The organism is Cupriavidus sp. (assembly GCF_057315035.1).
On the sequence record NZ_DBHKYV010000004.1, the window covers coordinates 248,733 to 266,547 of the forward strand.

The following is a 17,815-nucleotide window of genomic DNA, read 5'->3' on the forward strand; positions in this document are numbered from 1 at the left end:
CAACTTGCGCGGATATACACTCGCCGGGCAACGCGACGGCTGCCTAAGATGGCGTCATAGAGCCGCCTGAACTCGTAATTGACGATCGGAACCGCGCAAGTGGCGTCATTCTCCATTCCGGGCATTGCAGCATGAGGAGCGTCGCAAACATGGAACACATCAACCACGAAGGCAATCTGGAATCCATCGCAACCAGTTTTCGAGGACAGCCCGCCACGGGGCTGAGCATGGGTTCGTTCATGGCGGTGTGGTCGGAATGATCACCGACGCGGCTGCGGGTTATGCAGCGATGACCATGGTACCAACCGAGGCATCGGTGCTGACTGCGGAATACAAGATCAACTTCATGGCCCCTGCCCGTGGCGAGGGCGTGGACCTGGAAATCGCCGACCAGCTTATGGGCCAATATTCAACAGGCACGACCAGGGACATTTCGTTGTCGATGCTGTCCGTAAGCAGGCAACCTTGCAAATGAGCGGCCGCGAGCGCTGCGAAAGAGTCGACGCATCGCAGCACTGCCACTATCATTGGCCTCGGTCTGGCAATGTAGCCAGAGGTCTTGAGAGATTACGGCGTGTATTTCGACGGCAGCCGCCAAGCAAACGAGCTGACGTTCAACGTCATCATGGAGTATGGCATCCCGCAGCAAAGCAACTGCCTGGTCCCGGTCTCGGTGACTAATCAACGGCTCTCGAGGCGCGGCTTCAAGAATCGCCTCACGAATTCTTGCCATCAAGTTTCCAGCCATAGATTTCCCAATCGAGCTTCCGCTTGCGTAGCGGCGAGGCTGCAGTTTGTCTCGATCCAGCTCATCAAGCAATTGCATAATCATCAAGTATTGATGCACTCCGATCACGCATAAGGTGGATGGCGATGAAGCGTAAGATACCCAGTACGATCGCGTTGGCGGTCTTCGAAGCCGCGGCTCGGCAAGGAAGCTTTGCCAGGGCCGCCAACGAAGTCTGCCTTACAGAAAGTGCAGTCAGCCGGCAGATCGCCTCACTGGAGACGTACTTGGGGGTCAAGCTGTTCACGCGCGTGCGCAAACAGGTCATCCTCAACGATGCTGGGCGCATGTATCTCAAGAACATCGCAGGCAGTCTGGCCGACATCGAGGCTCATACCGCAGCCTTGATGGCCCATAAGGGAGTTGGCGGTGTGCTTGAATTGGCGGTCATCCCCACGTTTGCCAACCGCTGGTTGCTGCCACGCTTACGCGACTTTCGCGAGCGGCATCCCGACATCATCCTCAATCTGTCAGAGCGCCCGCTGCCCTTTAGCTTTGAGGACACGAACTTTGACGCGGCACTGAATTTCGACCATCCGTCCTGGACCAATGTGGTGAAGGTTGATCTTTTCGATGAAGAATTGGTGCCAATCGTAAGTCCTCGGTATTTCGACACCCAGCTCTTGGCTTCGCCCTCCGATTTGACTGAGCTCCCACTCCTGCACAAGTCCACTCGACCGGAGGCTTGGCGTCATTGGTTCGAACTGAGCGGCGTCGCAGATTTCACGCCCGTTCCCGGGATGCATTTTGAGCTCTACGGTATGGTCATCGAAGCCGCTCGCGCAGGTCTGGGTGCTGGTTTGGTGCCGCGCATGTATGTGCTCGACGAAATTGAGCGCAACGATCTCGTGGTCCCGTTTGATTTGTCCCTAAAGCACGAGAAACGGTACTGTTTGGTGTTCCCCGAGCGAAAGAAAGACTCCGAACTCGTCCAGCTCTTCCGGGATTGGGTGGTTGGCATCGAGACTGAATACCGGTCTAGGTGGAAGTAATATAAAAGTATATAGATAGGCACTTTATTCGCGAGATGCTTGCTCTGGACGCATCAGTTCTGGAGAAAAACTCGTTTTACGGTGCGGGGCGGTGACGGGGAAAATTGGCTCGTTCCAATATGTAGATCGAGTTCCCCGTATGTTCCTGACCACCCTTCCAATGGCGCCCAAGGACCCCATCCTTGGGATAAATGAGGTCTTTGTCCAAGACCAGCGTCGCGAAAAAGTAAACCTTGCGGTAGGTGTCTACTACGACGATAGCGGCAGGATTCCCTTGCTTGAGTCCGTCGCCGTGGCGGAAGCCTCATTGGTTGCGGAACGTCTGCCGCGCGGTTACCAACCGATTGACGGCACATCAAATTTTCAACGCGCGGTACTGCCGGTCGTGTTTGGCGTAGAAAGTGATGACCCGCTGGCGAGTCGGATAGCAACCGTACAAGCGGTAGGGGGCACGGGCGCACTCCGCGTCGCTGCAGATTTCGCCAAACAATGGGGTGCAGCGGAGCATGCGCTTGTCAGCGACCCCACTTGGGAAAACCACCGCGGAGTGTTGGCAAGGGCCGGATTCCAGGTTGAGACCTATCGGTATTTGCAGCGGAATGCTCAACAACCGAATGTCGAGGCGATGCTGGAGGATCTATCCCACGCGGATGCAGGCACTCTGGTGGTGTTGCACGGATGCTGTCACAACCCGACTGGCTACGATTTGCCGCGCGAGTCGTGGCCAGCCATCATTGAGATTATCGGGCGGCGGGGGCTAGTGCCTCTGATTGATCTTGCCTACCAAGGCTTTGGCGACGGTTTGGAAGCTGATGCCAGTGTTGTCCGTGAATTTGTCAAAGCAGGGCAGCCTTTCCTGGTAGCTACTTCATTCTCTAAGAACTTCTCATTGTACGGAGAGCGTGTCGGTGCGCTGTCTGTTGTTTGCCCATCGTCGGAAGTGGCAACGAAGGTTCGCTCGCAACTGAAAGCGATCATCCGCGTCAACTACTCGAACCCGCCTTCTCACGGCGGCCGCCTCGTTTCCGAGATTCTTACGAGAGCACCATTGCGGGAACTTTGGCAGGCCGAGTTGGACGGGATGCGATTGCGAATTGCGCGCGTACGCAGGGAACTCGGCGAGGCCCTTACGGCGCAGAAGCTAGGGAAGGATTTTTCCTTTTTCACTCGCCAGAAAGGTATGTTCAGCTATACGGGTCTTAACCGCGTGCAGATGGAATACCTACGGGACGAGTGGGCTATCTACGGTGTCGAGACTGGTCGTATCTGCCTTGCGGCCCTCAACAGCGCCAATCTGGCGCGCGTGGCTGACGCAATGACTGCCGCATTCCGCGTGGCCGAAGCCGGCGTGGAATCATGAAAAAACCTCATCATCTCTGAATTTCTTCTCGTTTGCGGCACGTGAGAGCTTTTACGAAAATGAATTCAAGAGAGCAGCCATTGAGTTGCCTCGCTACCTAATCATGGGGACGTCATTCATGCAAACGCAATACCAACTCTTCATCAACAACGAATGGGTCGATCCGACTGGAGGCCAATGGTTTGATTCGCTTGACCCGTTTTCTGGTGAGCCGTGGGCCCAGATTCCGCGCGGAACAGGCGAAGATGTCGATAAGGCTGCCCAGGCGGCTGCCGCTGCAATGAAAGGCCCTTGGTCGAAGCTGTCGCCTACCAACCGAGGGATGCTGCTCTACAAACTGGCCGGTCTGATTGAGGAAAATATCGACCTGCTGACGGAAGTAGAGGCCCGCGACAACGGAAAACTCCGCAGCGAAGTGCGTGGGCAGGTCGGCTATGTTGCCAAGTACTTCTACTACTACGCTGGTATGGCCGACAAGATCCAAGGCGCGGTAGTGCCGATGGATAAGCCTAAGGTTTTCAACTATACCCGTCTTGAACCGGTGGGCGTAATCGGCACGATCACGCCGTGGAACTCCTCGCTGCTTTTGACCGCTTGGAAAGTCGCTCCAGCACTCTGCGCAGGTAACACTATTATTGCCAAGCCGTCGGAGCATACGTCGGTTTCGCTGCTTGAACTGGCCAAGCTGTTTGTCAAGGCGGGTTTCCCGCCGGGCGTCTTCAACGTGATTACAGGTTTTGGCCAGGATGTTGGTGAGCCGCTGGTCGAACATCCTCTGGTACCTATGATCGCCTTCACCGGGGGCGATGAAGGTGGACGGCGCGTCAACCTCGCGGCCGCCGCTCATTTCAAGAAGGTCACGCTGGAGCTGGGCGGAAAGTCGCCGAATATCGTGTTCGATGACGCCGATTTGACCAACGCCGCGAACGGTGTCATTACCGGAATTTTCTCGGCCGGCGGCCAGACCTGCATGGCAGGCTCCCGTCTGCTGCTTCAAGAGAGCATCCACGATGAGTTCGTTGACCGACTCATCGCGATCACCAGCAAGGCAAAGCTTGGAGATCCCGCACGTTCGGATGTCCAGATGGGACCTGTTGCTACGCGTCCTCAGTTCGAAAAGGTCGTCGACTACGTGCGTATTGCGAAGGAAGGCGGCGCGACGTGTGCCTTCGGCGGCAACACGCGAAGCGGTGAAGGCTATGGCGCTGGTCAGTTTGTTGAGCCAACGATCTTCACGAATGTCACAAATGACATGCGAATCGCGCAGGAAGAGGTTTTCGGGCCGGTGCTCTCGGTGCTGAAGTTCAAAGACGAAGACGACGCGCTGCGTATCGCCAACGATATCCGCTTTGGCCTGGCTGCCGGCGTTTGGACGCAAAGCCTGCATCGTTCCATGTACATGTCGGAGCGGCTTCAGGCGGGAACCGTGTGGATCAACAACTACCGTTCGACAAGCTTCACGACTCCGTTTGGAGGCTACAAGGATAGTGGGCTGGGACGAGAGGGTGGCACCGAGGCTGTGAAGGAGTTCATGGAGACCAAGAGTGTGTGGGTCTCGACTGACCTGGAAATGCCGGATCCCTTCGTCCGCAAGTACTAAGCAGAATATTCGGAGACATAACATGAGCGCTGCTTACGGTGCTGACAAATTCGATGTGGTAGTTATCGGTTGTGGCATAGCTGGCTTGTCAGCGGCCGTAGCGGCCGCGGTAAAGGGTGCCCGCGTGGCTGTTCTCGAGCGTGCAACCCGAGAGGAGTTCGGCGGCAATACGCGCTGGACAGAAGCGTATTTCCGGATGAAGAGCGAGACGGAAGTCAGCGATGACTTCGACGAGCTTCTTGCCGCCAACGCGGGGGACAATCTCGACCCCAATGTTGTTCGCAGCATGGGGGACGCCTATGAGAATTGGCCGCCATATGTGAAGGCTCACGGCATGCCTGACCCGGAACTGTTGTCGACGCTCTCAAATGAGGCAGGTCCCACGGTGCAGTGGCTGCAGTCTTTCGGTATCCGCTTCGCGGCGCTCCCCACCTATTTCGTGACTGCCGCAGCCCCACGGATCATGCCCGTGGGAGGCGGCCTGGCCATGATCGAAGCCTTGCATGCACAGGCTTCGGAGTTGGGCGTCCAGTTCTATTACGAAACCACGGCTACCTCGCTGTCGCGCCGAGATTCGGAAGGCGTGCTGCGACTGAACCTGGTGGATGCAGATGGCAACGCCTTTGAGCTACGCGCCCGCTCAGTGGTTATCGCGTCCGGCGGTTTCCAAGGAAACCCGGAAATGCTGACGCAGTACATGGGAGGCGCAGCTCGTTATGTGCGACCTGTTGCGCGCGGCGGCTATTACAACAAGGGCGAAGGAATCCGCATGGCCCTCCACGTAGGGGCTGCTCCTGCAGGCGATTTCAGTTCATTCCATGCCGAACCTCTGGATCCGAGGTCGGCTCAGGTCGAAGCCTTGGTCATGAACTTTCCCTACGGCATCCTGGTGAATAGGCTTGGACAGCGATTTACTGACGAAGCGCCAGGTCCGGTGGACGTTCACTACGACCACATCTCCCGAGCAATCAAGGACCAGCCAGACGGGATTTCCTATGTGATCTTCGATGAGAGGATCAACGACGTCCCCAACTGGAAGAAAGGGATTCGCACCGACCAGCCGCCGCTTCAGGCGGATTCCTTGGAGGCACTGGCGCAGCAATGTGGGATCTCGGTAGAAGGCCTGCATCGGACGGTGTCGGAGTTTAACGCTGCGTGTCAGGACGGAGAATTCATTCCTCTGGAGGAGGACCATCTGAGCACGGTGGGGATCACTCCAAAGAAGTCGAACTGGGCAAGACCGATTGATAGCGCACCGTATTTTGCCTATCCAATTATGCCGGGCATCTGCTTCACATACGGCGGAATCAAAATTAACCGGCACTCGCAAGTCGTCGACACTGACGGCAAGGCGATTCCAGGCTTGTATGCGGCCGGTGAGGCTGCCGGACTCTACTACCAGGTCTATACAGGCGCCACCTCCGTCATGCGCGGCGCGGTGTTCGGCAAGCTTGCCGGCGAGCACGCAGCACAGATCTCGAAACAGAAATAAGCCTTGAAAAAGGGCGGAAAGACTAGAAGAACGCAGGAGACAACCATGAACTTTGTTGCACAAGCACGGCGCTGGGTAACCAGCGTCGGGGGGAGCGCTCGCTTCGCGGGTAGCGTTATCGCCATGAGTGTCACGGTATTGGCAACGGCGCCGGCAATTGCTGCGCAGCCTGGATGGACGCCGTCGAAACCCATTCGTCTGGTTGTGCCATATGCGCCGGGCGGCGGCACTGACGTGCTTGCGCGCCTTGTCGTTGCAGGCATCGGAAGCGATCTGGGACAGCCGATTGTCGTAGAAAACAGGCCCGGAGCAAATGGAGTAATCGGCGCCAATGTCGTCTATGCCGCCCCTGCTGATGGCTACACGCTGCTCTTCGCGGCTGCCGACTTCATCTCGGTCGCTCCGCATATCCACAAGAAAGTCGTACAGTTTCAGCCGAACGGCTTCCGGCCCGTGGCCCCTGTCGCGAAGATGGGCTTCGTCCTGGCTAGCCGCGCGGATGCGGACACCAAGACAGTTCAGGACATCGTGAACAAGGCAAAGAGCAGCTCGCTTTCCTATGGCCATTGGGGTCCTGGCAGCATGGCGCAGATGGGCATGGAGCTTCTCAAGACGAAGGCGCACATCGACAACCTTCTCGAAGTGCCATTCGGTGGAGCATCGCCTGTCATGACTGCAGTCATGGGCGGCCAGGTCGACTATGCCTTCATCCCAACACCTCTGGCAGTTGCAAACCGGACAAAACTGCGGCTTTATGCACTCGCCTCCCCCGAGCGATTCCCCTCTATCAAAGACATCCCGACGCTCACGGAGGTTGGTTACCCTGTAGACGCCGACACCTGGTTCGGTGTCCTCGCACCGCCTAACACGCCGCAAGCAGTCGTGGATGCCATCCAGGCGCAGGTGGTGCGGGCGACTTCGAAGCCTGAGTTCCGCGCGAGACTGGCGGACATGGGTTACACGCCGATTACTGTGGATCCCAAGCGTTTTGGTGAGTTCGTTCAAAGCGAAAACCAACGCTGGGGAGCGGCTGTAAAGACTGCGAGAATCAAGATCGAGGATTAAGCGGCGTTTGTTGACGTTGGTGAATGGCTCGCTGGACGAGCGGTGGAAGACCGCTTGTCCAGTTTCCAACGCAACACCACTATCAACGAAATGATTTCCGACCTAACTTACGCATACAGAAAATGCCCGCTTCGACGAATGGTCCTTCGACCCCCATGCCATTTACCGCCTCGCATGGCGATACATGTTTCGAAAAGATTTACCACCAGAACAGGGGAAACCTGGGACCTAACACTGGTCGCACGCCTACCGAAGCTCTGCAAGATTCCGCTGAACGGCCTGATGTGGCTTCCATAGCGATACTGGGATACAACTAGGGCGACAAGGCTGCACTAGCACATGGAGTGCACTAGCGATTCTGGGCGGTGTCGCCTGTCAAAGACAAGCCCTGACATCAGACCACCCAAGCACCTCGTCCAGCGTAGTGCGCAGGCGCTCGAACATCTGGGCGAAGTCGTCTTCCGTGTAGCACAGTGCAGGGGCGAAGCCGAGAATGTTGTCGCCGAAGGCGCGGAAGATGAGTTTGTTGCGATAGGCGGCCGCGAACACGCGATCGGGCAGGCCGAGTGCCGCGTCGAAGCCACGCTTGGTGGCTTTGTCACTGACCAGTTCCAGGGCGCCGAGCAGGCCAAGGTAACGCGCGTCGCCCACCAGGGGATGTTCGCGCATCGATTCCAGTCCCTGTGCAAATGCCTGAGCGACGCGTTGTCCGTTGGCCAGCAAGCCGCCTTGCTCGTAGAGGCGCAAGACTTCCAGGGCTACTGCGGCGCTGACAGGGTGGGCGGAGTAGGTCATGCCGTGTCCCACTGGAACACCCGGTGGCATGCCGTCGGCAATGCCCGCGTAGACTTCGTCTGACATGAGGACGGCACCCATTGGCGCGTACCCGGCGGTGAGTCCCTTGGCTACGGTCATCAGGTCTGGCTCGACCGATTCATGCTCGCACGCGAACATCGGGCCGGTGCGCCCAAATCCGGTGATCACCTCGTCAGCGACGAACAGAATGTCCAGTTCGCGGCAGGCGTCGCGCATGGCCTTGAGCCAGCCCTTTGGCGGTACGATGATGCCGCCGGAGCCCTGCACAGGTTCGCAGAAGAATGCCGCGACGTTATCCGCGCCGAGTGCTTCCACCTTCGCGCGCAAGGCAGCCACGGAAGTCGCGATCAGCGCCGCGGCGTCGTTGCCTTGCGGATGGCGGTACGGATAGGGCGACGGGATGTAGTGCTGATTGGCGTGCGGCAGGTCGAAGCCGCGATGAAAGGCAGGCAGCGCGGTGAGCCCTGCGCCGAACGATGACGAGCCGTGATAGCCGCGTTCAAGCGAGATGAACTGCTTTTTGCTGGGGCGGCCGGTGGCGTTGTAGTAGGCGGTGATAAAGCGTACGGCGGAATCCACTGCGTCCGATCCGCCCAGCGTGAAATAGACGTGCTGCAACGACGCGGGTGTCAACTCCACGAGCTTGGCTGCGAGTTCGATGGCCGGCTCGCTGCTGAAATGGAAGTAGCCGGTGGCATAGGGCAACTGGCGCATCTGGCGCGCGGCGGCCTCCACGATGCTCTCCTGTCCGTATCCGACGTTCACGCACCATAGCCCGGCGAACGCGTCGAGCAGTTCGTTGCCATCGGCGTCGCGCACGTAGGCGCCATGCCCCGAGGTCAGGATCGTGGGGCCGCGCTGCTCATGGGTGCGCCAGGGCGAGACGGGGTGGATCAGATGGGCGCGGTCCAGCGCGTCCAGGTTGTGGCGGGAGTCGGTGTGCATGGCCGGTATCGGAGCGGTAATGGCACTCAGCTTATGCCGTCTTGCGCAGAAGTTGATGCCGCAACCATGGGGTGTAACCGAAGCCCGTGGCGTAGTTCGCTTCCATTCAGCAGAAAATGCCGCATCGCGCCAGATGCACCTCGGCGTCGGGGCGATGCGGCACTTTCGTGCACGATCAGGCTTGTGCGTTGACGCAGGCGCCAATCGCGTCGCGCAGAATGGCCAGTGCCTGCGCTACCGTATCCGGCTCGGTGTTCAACGGTGCCAGCAGGCGCACCGTGTTGCGGTGGACGCCACACTTGATGACCAGCAGGCCACGTTCGCGGCAGGCGTCGATGACCGCCTGCGCCAGCGAGGCATCGGGCTGGAACGGGTCGGCATTGCGCACGAATTCCAGCGCCAGCATCGGTCCCACGCCGCGCACCGTGCCGATTGCGCTGAAGTCACGCGCCAGGGATTCCAGGCCGGCGCGCAGCAATTCGCCAGTGCGCGCCGCATGGTCCAGCAGATTGTCCTGCTCGAAGACATCGAGCACGGCCAGCGCCGCGGCGCAGGCCAGCGGGTTGCCGGCATAGGTGCCGCCCAGGCCGCCAGGCGACGGGGCGTCCATGATCTCGGCGCGGCCGACTACACCGGAGAGCGGCAGGCCGCCGGCCAGGCTCTTGGCCACCGTCACGAGGTCCGGCTGAATGCCGGCGTGCTGGAAGCCAAACATCTTGCCGGTGCGGCCGAAGCCAGCTTGAATCTCGTCGAGAATCAGCACGATGCCGTGGCGCTGGGTCAGCGCGCGCAAGGCCTGCAGGAATTCCGTGCCCGCTGGCAGGAAGCCGCCGTCGCCCTGCACCGGTTCCAGGATGATCGCCGCCACGCGTTCCGGGGCGATCTGGGTGGCGAACAGGTCTTCCAGCGCGCGTATGGCGGCCGCGGCATCGAAACCCCGATACGGGTCCGGATACGGCGTGTGGTAGATGTCGGTGGCCAGGCCAAAGTTCTGCTTGTAGGGCGCGCTCATGCCGGTCAGCGTCGACCCCAGCAGGGTGCGGCCATGAAAGCCGCCGCGGAACGCGATCACACCGGGCACGTTGCGGTAGGCGCGCGCGATCTTGATGGCATTCTCCACGGCTTCGGCGCCGGTCGTCACGAATAGCGACTTGTAGGCTTCGCTACCGCCCACCAGGCGGTTCAGGCGCGCGGCCAGCTCGACGTACACGTCATAGCCCACCACCTGGAACGCGGCATGGGTGACGCGCTCCAGTTGCTGGCGCACCGCCGCCACGATCTTAGGATGATTGTGGCCGATGTTCTGCACGCCAATGCCACCCACGAAGTCGATGTAGCGGCGGCCTTCCACATCCCACAGATACGCGCCCTCGGCCTTCTGTGCGAACAGCGGATGGGCGGTGACCACGCCCTGTGGCACATGCTGGTTGCGGGCGGCGATGTAGGCTTGGTTGGTTTGACTCATGGCGTGACACCTCATTGATGTTCGGCGACGGCTGCGTCGCGTTGGGGTTGGAGCGATGCGGTTTGGGACGGGGCAGGGCGCGCCTCGGCCAGGATTTCGGCCAGATGGCGTGCGTCGCGCCCGGATATCTTGCGAATCTGCGAGCGGCAGCTGAAGCCGTCGGCGGCCACCACGGCATCGGCGGACAAGCGTTCGAGCTTGGGCAACAGCGATGTCTCGCCAATGCGGCGCGACACTGCTGCGGTTTTCTCGTGGTAGCCGAAGGCGCCCGCCATGCCGCAGCAGCCCGTGTCGAGCACCTTCAGGCCGAGCCCTTGCTCCGCCGAGGTACCGCCGCAGGCGCGCTGGTGACAATGCGCGTGTGCGTGGACGTCAGTCACGTCCGTCAGCGAAATGCCGGCGCGTTTGGCGAATTCGGCCATCGTCAGCGTCAGGTCTGCGAGCGCTTTGGCCCGGGGGTCGTCCGGCAGCATGGCGGACATTTCATCGCGGAATACGGACAGGCAACTCGGTTCCAGCACCAGTACGGGTACACCCGCGGCAATCGGCTCGGCCAGCACGTCCAGCATCTCGCGCAGGTTGTCGCGTGCCTGGTCGAGCAGGCCCACGTCATAGAGTGGGCGGCCGCAGCAGACGTGGCGCGTGCTGAGTCGTGCGCGCCAGCCATGGCGCTCGATCACCTGAATGGCCGCCTCGATCACGTGCGGGGTAAAGCCGTTGTTGAACGTGTCGGTCCAGACCACCACATCATGCGGCCCGAACGAATCGCCGTCGCTGGTGCTCAGGCGTCGCGCGGTGGTGCCGTGGCGGAAGGCCTTCGCGGCCAGCGTGGGGAGTGCGGCATCGCTGGCCAGCCCGAACGCTTGGCCGACCCTGCGTGCCAGCCGGTTGCGCATGACCGCGTTGAACAGCCCGCTGAAGCGCGTGGCGGCCGGGAGCCATTGGCCGAGGCGGCCGATCATCGCATCCATGGGTGCCCGCATGCGCCGCTGGTAGTAGCGGTAGAGAAATTCGCTGCGGTACTTCGGAATATCGACGTGGGTCGGGCAGTCGTGCTTGCAGCCCTTGCACGACAGGCACAGGTCCATCGAATCCTTCACCTGATCGGCGTCGCGGGACTCGTCGATGACCTCGCCGTTCAGCAGTTCGAAGAACATGCGGGCGCGGCCGCGCGTGGCGTAGCGCTCTTCGCGCGTAGCCTTGAAACTTGGACACATGGTGCCGCCGTCCAGGGACCGGCACTTGCCCATGCCGATGCAGCGTTCCGTCTCACGTCCGTAGCCGGTGTTGGCGCCGTCGCCCATCGGATAGGTGAACACGCTCGGCGCGGCGCTGCGGTGGTAGTCCGGGCCCAGGCGCAGGTTGGCATCCACTGGCATGGCATCGATCAGCTTGCCGGGATTCATCACGCCCTGCGGGTCCCACACCGCCTTGAACTCGCGGAATGCCTGCATCAGGCGCGGCGAGAACATCAGCGGCAGCAGTTCGCCCTTGGCCTGGCCGTCGCCGTGCTCGCCCGACAGCGAACCCTTGTACTTGACCACCAGCGCTGCCGCTTCTTCCAGGAACTTGCGCCAGTCGCCGACGCCCTGCTTCGAGCGCAGATCGAATGTGATGCGCGAATGGATGCACCCGTCGCCAAAGTGGCCGTACATATTGGTCTTGTAGCCATAGCGCGTGACCAGTGCCGAGAACTCGCGCAGGTATCCACCCAGCAGTGCAGGCTCTACTGCGGCATCTTCCCAGCCCACGGTGGGGTCGGGCTGCCCTGCAATGGTCGACAGCGAGGTGGCCGAGGCGCCGGTCTCGCGGATCGACCACAAACGGCCCATCAGGCTCGCATCTTCCACCAGGCGCACGCTCGGACGGGCGGTAAAGCGCGACGCTACGTCGGCTGCATGGCGCGCCAGTTCGATGGCACGCGCGCGTTCACTCGCGCCAAACTCGATCATGAGCCACGCGTTGCCCGCGGGCAGTTCGGCGATGTCGTCGAGCTTGAGCCCCAGTTCCTTCAGGCCGCCGATGATGCCGGTGTCCAGGCCCTCCATGGCGATGGGGCCCAGCGGTAGCAGGTCGGGCACACAGTCAGCGGCATCGAAGATGCTCTCGAAGCCCAGCACCAGCAGCACACGCTGCGGCAGGCCTTCCACCAGCAGGGTCTCCGCGCGCATTACCGTGGCGCAGGTGCCTTCGCTGCCGACCAGTGCACGGGCGATATGAAAGCCGTTCTCCGGCAGCAGTTGATCGAGGTTGAAGCCGGACACGCGCCGCTTCAGGCGCGGAAAGCCGGCACGGATGTCGTCGGCGTAACGTTCGGCCAGTTCACGCAGGCCACGCACGATACGTGCGCGCTCGCCACCGGCGGCCAGATGTTCGGCATAAGTGGCCTCGTCGGTGGCGCCTACCCAGAAGCGCGCACCGGTGGCAGTGATGACTTCGAGCCGCTCGATGTTCTCGACGGTCTTGCCCGCCATGACCGAGTGCGCCCCGCACGAGTTGTTGCCGATCATGCCGCCCAGCGTGCAGCGGCTATGCGTGGCGGGGTCGGGGCCAAACGTCAGGCCGTGCGCGGCGGCGGCCTGCTTTAGCTGATCGCAAATGACGCCGGGTTGTACCCGGCCGATGCGTGTGTCCGGGTCGATTGCCTCTACTGCGTGCAGATACTTCGAGTGGTCGATACAGATGGCCGCATTGACTGATTGCCCGCTCATGGACGTGCCGGCGCCGCGCGGCACCATGGCGACACCGAGTTCGCCGCAGGCGCGCACGGTGGTCTCGAGATCGGCCATCGTGCGCGGGATCACCACGCCCAGTGGCACCTGCCGATAGTTGGATGCTTCCGATGCATAGATCGCGCGCGTGACCTGATCGAAGCGCAGCTCCGCGGTGGTCTCTGCCGCCAGACGTTGGCGCAGGCGCAGCAGCAGATTGAGATCGCGTGGCAGTTCGGGAGTGGCTTGTGTCATGGTCGTGGCGGTGCAGTGCGGCCCGGCGCGCTGTGCAACAGGATGCGGATCAGTATAGGGAGGGGGGTGGTCAAGCTTTGACCGAAATGGGGGGGCGGTTCAGCAGCGAATGTGGTTGTGCGGGACCGAACAGCAGTTCCTTCGTTTGCGCTGTCCGCACCCGCGGGGCGGGCGCGGACAGCATGGGCCGCACTCAGTCGAGCTGGCCCTGGCACACGTACTTGATGTGCATATACTCTTCCAGGCCGTAGCGCGATCCTTCGCGGCCATAGCCGGAATCCTTGATGCCGCCGAACGGCGCGGCTTCCGCTGCGACCGCGCCTTCGTTAATGCCGACGATGCCCGATTCAAGCGCATCGGCCAGACGCCAGATGCGGCGCACATCGTTGGAGTAGAAGTAGGCCGCCAGGCCGAACGGTGTGGCGTTGGCTTCTGCCACGACGTCAGCCTCGGTGTGGAAGCGCGTCACCGGTGCCACCGGTCCGAACGTCTCCTCGCACGAACAGTCCATCGTCGCGTCGACGTCGACGAGCACCGTCGGTGCGTAGTAGTTCGCGCCCGGGCAACGTTCGGAGCGGATGCGCTTGCCGCCAGTCACCACGCGAGCACCGCGGCTCACCGCATTGTTGACGTGGCGCTCGATCTTTTCCACGGCCCGCGCGTTGATCATCGGACCGATCTGCGCGGCCGGGTCGGTGGCGGGGGCTACCACCAGCGCACTCACGCGTGCGGCCAGCTTTTCGACAAAGGCGTCGTGGACCTTGTCCTGCACGTAGATGCGGTTGGGACAGACGCAGGTCTGACCACCATTACGAAACTTGGCGGCCATCAGCCCGTCGACGGCAGCGTCCAGGTCGGCATCGTCGAACACGATGAACGGCGCGTTACCGCCCAGTTCCAGCGACAACTTCTTGAGTGTATCGGCCGAGCGACGGGCCAGATGCTTGCCTACTGGTGTGGAGCCAGTGAACGTCATCTTGCGCACGCGCGGATCGTCGAGCCAGACGTCGACTACTTCGGCAGCGCGTTCGCGCGAGGCGGTGACGATGTTCAACACGCCTGCGGGTACACCGGCCTGTTCGGCCAGCTTGACCAGCGCCAGCGAAGTGAGCGGGGTGTCCTCGGCCGGCTTGCAGACAACTGTGCAACCGGCGGCCAGCGCAGGCGCGATCTTGCGCGCGATCATCGCGGCCGGGAAATTCCACGGCGTGATGGCGGCGATCACGCCCACCGGCTCGCGCAGGGCGAACATGCGGCGGCCAGGCACCGGTGCGGCGATGACATCGCCATCGGTGCGCGTGGCTTCCTCGGCGAACCACTCGACGTAGCTGGCAGCGTACAGAACCTCACCCTTGCCTTCGGCCAGCGGTTTGCCTTGCTCGCGCGAGATCAGGCGGCCCAGATCCTCTACATGGGCCACGATCAGGTCGTTCCAGCGCTTGACGATCTGGGCGCGCTGCTTGGCCGGCACCTTGCGCCATCTGGCGAACGCGGCGTGTGCAACGTTGACGGCGTGCTGCGCGTCGGCGGCGCCGCTGTCCGGCACGGTGGCGAAGACCTCATCGGTGGCGGGGTCGCTGACGTTCAGGGTGCGGCCGTCTGCGGCGGCACACCATTCGGCGCCGATCAGGTTGGCGCCCGGCAGCAGGCTGGTGTTCTCGATGGTCAAAGGCATGACGTTTCTCCTTGGCAATAGGGGACCGTTGCCATGCCGCGCGCTACGCGGCGATGGCCCGGAAGAGATTCGGATAAAAAGGGGAAGGGATACGGGTGCAGCGGCCCTCAGGGTGCGGCCGTGGCGCTGTCTTGCGCGGCCGCGCGCGCGGCGCCGAGATCGACTTCGTCGATCCAGCCACGGCGCAGCTCTGGCACGGAACGCTCCAGCAGCGCGTAGTACGGATGGTGCGGACCGCGCTGGTAATCGGCGTGCGCCACCTGGGTAAGCTTGCGGCCGTGTTGCATGACCACGATCTCGTCGCAGATCGCCCGCACCGTGTGCAGGTCGTGGCTGATAAACAGATACGATACCCCGAGCTCGCGGCGCAGGTCGGCCATCAGGTCGAGAATCGCCGCGCCCACCACGGTATCCAGTGCCGAGGTAATTTCGTCGCACAGGATCAGTTCGGGTTCAGCGGCCAGCGCGCGAGCAAGATTGACACGTTGCTTCTGACCGCCCGACAGCCCTGCGGGCGTGCGGGTGGCAAGGCCGGCGGGCAGTCGCACCAGATCGAGCAGCTCACGGATGCGTGCGCGTTGCGGCGCGCCGCGTAGACCACGGAAGAACTGTAGCGGACGCGCCAGGATTTCCTCGATGGTGTGCGACGGGTTCAATGCCGTGTCAGCCATCTGGAAGACGATCTGGATCCGACGCAGTGCTTCGCGCTGCCGGCCGGCAAGCGTTGGCGGCAGCGGCTGGCCGTCGAAGTGGATGCTGCCGCCGCACGGCGCCACCAGGCCGGCAATGGCGCGCGCCAGCGTGGTCTTGCCCGATCCCGATTCGCCAATCACGCCGATCGACTGGCCGCGATGCAGCGTCAGGTTGATGTCGTCCAGAATCTTGATCTCGGGTTGCCCTTTGGCATCGACCGCGCCATAGCCGGCCGACAGCCCGCGCACTTCCAGCAGCACGGGGTTGGCCTCCGGACGCTCGGCCCGCCCACCGCGTTCGGTCGGTCGCGCAGCGTCGAGCAGGCTGCGCGTGTAGTCATTGCGCGGTGCTTGCAGGATCTGGTCGGTCTCGCCAAGTTCGCGCATCTGCCCGTCGCGCAGCACGAGGATATGGTCGGCCACCTGCGCCACCACCGCGAGGTCGTGGCTGACGTACACCGCGGTCGACTGACGCTCGCGCACCGCGCGCCGGAACGCCCGCAGCACTTCCACCTGCGTGGTCACGTCGAGCGCCGTGGTGGGCTCGTCGAGGATGACCAGGTCCGGGTCGGTAATCAGTGCCATGGCCGCCATCAGGCGCTGCAACTGGCCGCCCGATACCTGGTGCGGATAGCGTTCCCCAATGGTCTCGGGATTAGGCAAGGCCAGTTCGCGGAACAGATCCACGGCTTTGCGCTCGGCACTGGCGCGGTCCATCAGCCGGTGGATCAGCGCCGGTTCCACCACCTGATCCATGATCGTGCGCGACGGGTTGAACGACGCGGCCGCGCTCTGCGCGATATAGGTAATGGACCGGCCGCGCAGCGCGCGCTGCTGTGCTGGTGACAGGGCCAGCACATCGGTGTCGCCGACGCGGATGCTGCCGCCGACGATTTCGCAGCCGTGGCGCGCGTACCCCATCAACGACAATGCCGTGGTGGTCTTGCCCGAGCCGGATTCGCCGATCAGCGCCAGCACCTGGCCTGGCGCGATCTGGAAGTTGACGTCGTCGACGATGGTGACGTCGCCTGCGGCGATGCGCAGATTGGTGACTTGTACTGACTTGCCCATTATTTGCCTCCGGCCCGTGCCGAGCGGCCCGGCAGGTTGTCGATGACGAGATTGACCGCGATGGTCAGGCTCGCGATGGCCAGCGCCGGTGCGATCACGGCCATGCTGCCATCGGCCAGTGCGCCGATGTTTTCACGCACCAGCGATCCCCAGTCCGCGTCGGGCGGCTGGATGCCCAGGCCCAGGAAGCTCAGGCTGGCCAGCAGCAGTACGACGTAGACGAAGCGCAGGCCCAGGTCGGCCAGCATCGGACCGAGAATGTTCGGCAGGATTTCCTTGCGCATGATGTAGCCAGTGCTTTCTCCGCGGGTGCGGGCCACTGTCACGTAGTCCATCGCGTTGATATTGACGGCCAGCGAGCGCGCAATACGGAAGGCGCCGGGAATGTAGATGATGGCGGCCGTGAGTGCGAGCATCCACACCGACGAGCCGAACGCCGCCACCATGATCAGCGCGAACATCTTGCTGGGAATGGCGGTCAGTGTGTCCAGGCCGCGGCTGAGTGCGGTGTCGATCCATCGCCCGCTGACCGTGGCCAGCAGCGCCAGCCCAATGCCCAGGCCGCTCGCGCAAAGCGTGGAGACCAGCGCCACGCATACCGTGTAGCGCGCACCGAGCACCACGCGTACCAGCATGTCGCGCCCGAGGTAGTCCGTGCCAAGCCAATGCTGCAGACTGACCGGTGCAAACACCTGAATGTCGCCGATGGGCGTGCCGTCGGTGGTGATCAGGATCGGGCCGACGATGGCGGCCACCAGCCAGGCCAGCAGCACCAGCGCGCCGAGCCAGCCCGGTACGCCGAGTCTGGGCAGCTTCAGTCGAGGGTGGGTGGGGTCGGTGGTCACGGCGGGCGTGGTGTGGGTATTCGTTGTCGTGGACATGATGAGAC

At 62.2% G+C, this 17,815-nt stretch carries 12 protein-coding genes; 6 read left to right on the forward strand and 6 right to left on the reverse strand.

Features of this window, described 5'->3' with window-relative positions:
- The first annotated feature begins 256 nt into the window (after nucleotides 1–256).
- The 6 genes from ACO550_RS09645 (at nucleotide 257) to ACO550_RS09670 (ending at nucleotide 7,296) form a co-directional block, all read left to right on the forward strand.
- Nucleotides 257–475, forward strand: a complete 219-nt coding sequence (locus tag ACO550_RS09645) for a hypothetical protein (protein WP_485994691.1) — start codon at nucleotides 257–259, stop codon at nucleotides 473–475.
- A gap of 392 nt (nucleotides 476–867) precedes the next feature.
- Nucleotides 868–1,779: a LysR substrate-binding domain-containing protein gene (locus tag ACO550_RS09650; RefSeq protein ID WP_315595207.1), complete on the forward strand. Its 912-nt coding sequence runs from the start codon at nucleotides 868–870 to the stop codon at nucleotides 1,777–1,779.
- A gap of 139 nt (nucleotides 1,780–1,918) precedes the next feature.
- The gene (locus ACO550_RS09655; RefSeq protein WP_315595208.1) at nucleotides 1,919–3,139 is read left to right on the forward strand and encodes an aromatic amino acid transaminase; all 1,221 of its coding nucleotides are present in this window, start codon (nucleotides 1,919–1,921) and stop codon (nucleotides 3,137–3,139) included.
- Between the two features lie 118 nt (nucleotides 3,140–3,257).
- Nucleotides 3,258–4,739, forward strand: a complete 1,482-nt coding sequence (locus ACO550_RS09660; RefSeq protein WP_315595209.1) for an aldehyde dehydrogenase family protein — start codon at nucleotides 3,258–3,260, stop codon at nucleotides 4,737–4,739.
- 22 nt (nucleotides 4,740–4,761) lie between these two features.
- Entirely contained in the window at nucleotides 4,762–6,231 is a 1,470-nt protein-coding gene (gene tcuA / locus ACO550_RS09665) for an FAD-dependent tricarballylate dehydrogenase TcuA (protein WP_315595210.1), read from the forward strand.
- Nucleotides 6,232–6,276: 45 nt separating this feature from the next.
- Nucleotides 6,277–7,296 (forward strand): tripartite tricarboxylate transporter substrate-binding protein, encoded by a 1,020-nt coding sequence (locus ACO550_RS09670; RefSeq protein ID WP_315595211.1) that lies wholly within the window; start codon nucleotides 6,277–6,279, stop codon nucleotides 7,294–7,296.
- Nucleotides 7,297–7,671: 375 nt separating this feature from the next.
- Here the strand turns inward: ACO550_RS09670 and ACO550_RS09675 are convergent, their stop codons facing one another.
- From ACO550_RS09675 to ACO550_RS09700, 6 genes are all read right to left on the reverse strand, one after another.
- On the reverse strand, nucleotides 7,672–9,057 hold the full coding sequence (locus ACO550_RS09675; protein WP_315595212.1) for an aminotransferase class III-fold pyridoxal phosphate-dependent enzyme: 1,386 nt from the start codon (nucleotides 9,055–9,057) through the stop codon (nucleotides 7,672–7,674).
- A gap of 175 nt (nucleotides 9,058–9,232) precedes the next feature.
- Nucleotides 9,233–10,522, reverse strand: coding sequence for an aminotransferase class III-fold pyridoxal phosphate-dependent enzyme (locus ACO550_RS09680; protein ID WP_315595213.1), 1,290 nt, complete (start codon nucleotides 10,520–10,522; stop codon nucleotides 9,233–9,235).
- An 11-nt stretch (nucleotides 10,523–10,533) separates the two neighbouring features.
- Nucleotides 10,534–13,488, reverse strand: a complete 2,955-nt coding sequence (locus ACO550_RS09685) for an FAD-linked oxidase C-terminal domain-containing protein (RefSeq protein WP_315595214.1) — start codon at nucleotides 13,486–13,488, stop codon at nucleotides 10,534–10,536.
- 193 nt (nucleotides 13,489–13,681) lie between these two features.
- Nucleotides 13,682–15,163: an NAD-dependent succinate-semialdehyde dehydrogenase gene (locus ACO550_RS09690; RefSeq protein WP_315595215.1), complete on the reverse strand. Its 1,482-nt coding sequence runs from the start codon at nucleotides 15,161–15,163 to the stop codon at nucleotides 13,682–13,684.
- 107 nt (nucleotides 15,164–15,270) lie between these two features.
- The gene (locus ACO550_RS09695) at nucleotides 15,271–16,926 is read right to left on the reverse strand and encodes an ATP-binding cassette domain-containing protein (RefSeq protein ID WP_315595216.1); all 1,656 of its coding nucleotides are present in this window, start codon (nucleotides 16,924–16,926) and stop codon (nucleotides 15,271–15,273) included.
- Entirely contained in the window at nucleotides 16,926–17,807 is an 882-nt protein-coding gene (locus ACO550_RS09700) for an ABC transporter permease (RefSeq protein ID WP_315595217.1), read from the reverse strand. The genes ACO550_RS09695 and ACO550_RS09700 overlap by 1 nt, the downstream gene beginning before the upstream one ends.
- Between the last annotated feature and the right edge of the window lie 8 nt (nucleotides 17,808–17,815).

Bases quoted from the DNA above. Each gene is read 5' to 3' on its own strand.
- ACO550_RS09700 (WP_315595217.1), bottom strand. From the start codon at position 17,807: ATGTCCACGACAACGAATACCCACACCACGCCCGCCGTGACCACCGAC.
- ACO550_RS09660 (WP_315595209.1), top strand. From the start codon at position 3,258: ATGCAAACGCAATACCAACTCTTCATCAACAACGAATGGGTCGATCCG.
- ACO550_RS09645 (WP_485994691.1), top strand. From the start codon at position 257: ATGATCACCGACGCGGCTGCGGGTTATGCAGCGATGACCATGGTACCA.
- ACO550_RS09650 (WP_315595207.1), top strand. From the start codon at position 868: ATGGCGATGAAGCGTAAGATACCCAGTACGATCGCGTTGGCGGTCTTC.
- ACO550_RS09675 (WP_315595212.1), bottom strand. From the start codon at position 9,057: ATGCACACCGACTCCCGCCACAACCTGGACGCGCTGGACCGCGCCCAT.
- ACO550_RS09655 (WP_315595208.1), top strand. From the start codon at position 1,919: ATGTTCCTGACCACCCTTCCAATGGCGCCCAAGGACCCCATCCTTGGG.
- ACO550_RS09680 (WP_315595213.1), bottom strand. From the start codon at position 10,522: ATGAGTCAAACCAACCAAGCCTACATCGCCGCCCGCAACCAGCATGTG.
- ACO550_RS09670 (WP_315595211.1), top strand. From the start codon at position 6,277: ATGAACTTTGTTGCACAAGCACGGCGCTGGGTAACCAGCGTCGGGGGG.
- ACO550_RS09685 (WP_315595214.1), bottom strand. From the start codon at position 13,488: ATGACACAAGCCACTCCCGAACTGCCACGCGATCTCAATCTGCTGCTG.
- ACO550_RS09695 (WP_315595216.1), bottom strand. From the start codon at position 16,926: ATGGGCAAGTCAGTACAAGTCACCAATCTGCGCATCGCCGCAGGCGAC.
- ACO550_RS09690 (WP_315595215.1), bottom strand. From the start codon at position 15,163: ATGCCTTTGACCATCGAGAACACCAGCCTGCTGCCGGGCGCCAACCTG.
- tcuA (WP_315595210.1), top strand. From the start codon at position 4,762: ATGAGCGCTGCTTACGGTGCTGACAAATTCGATGTGGTAGTTATCGGT.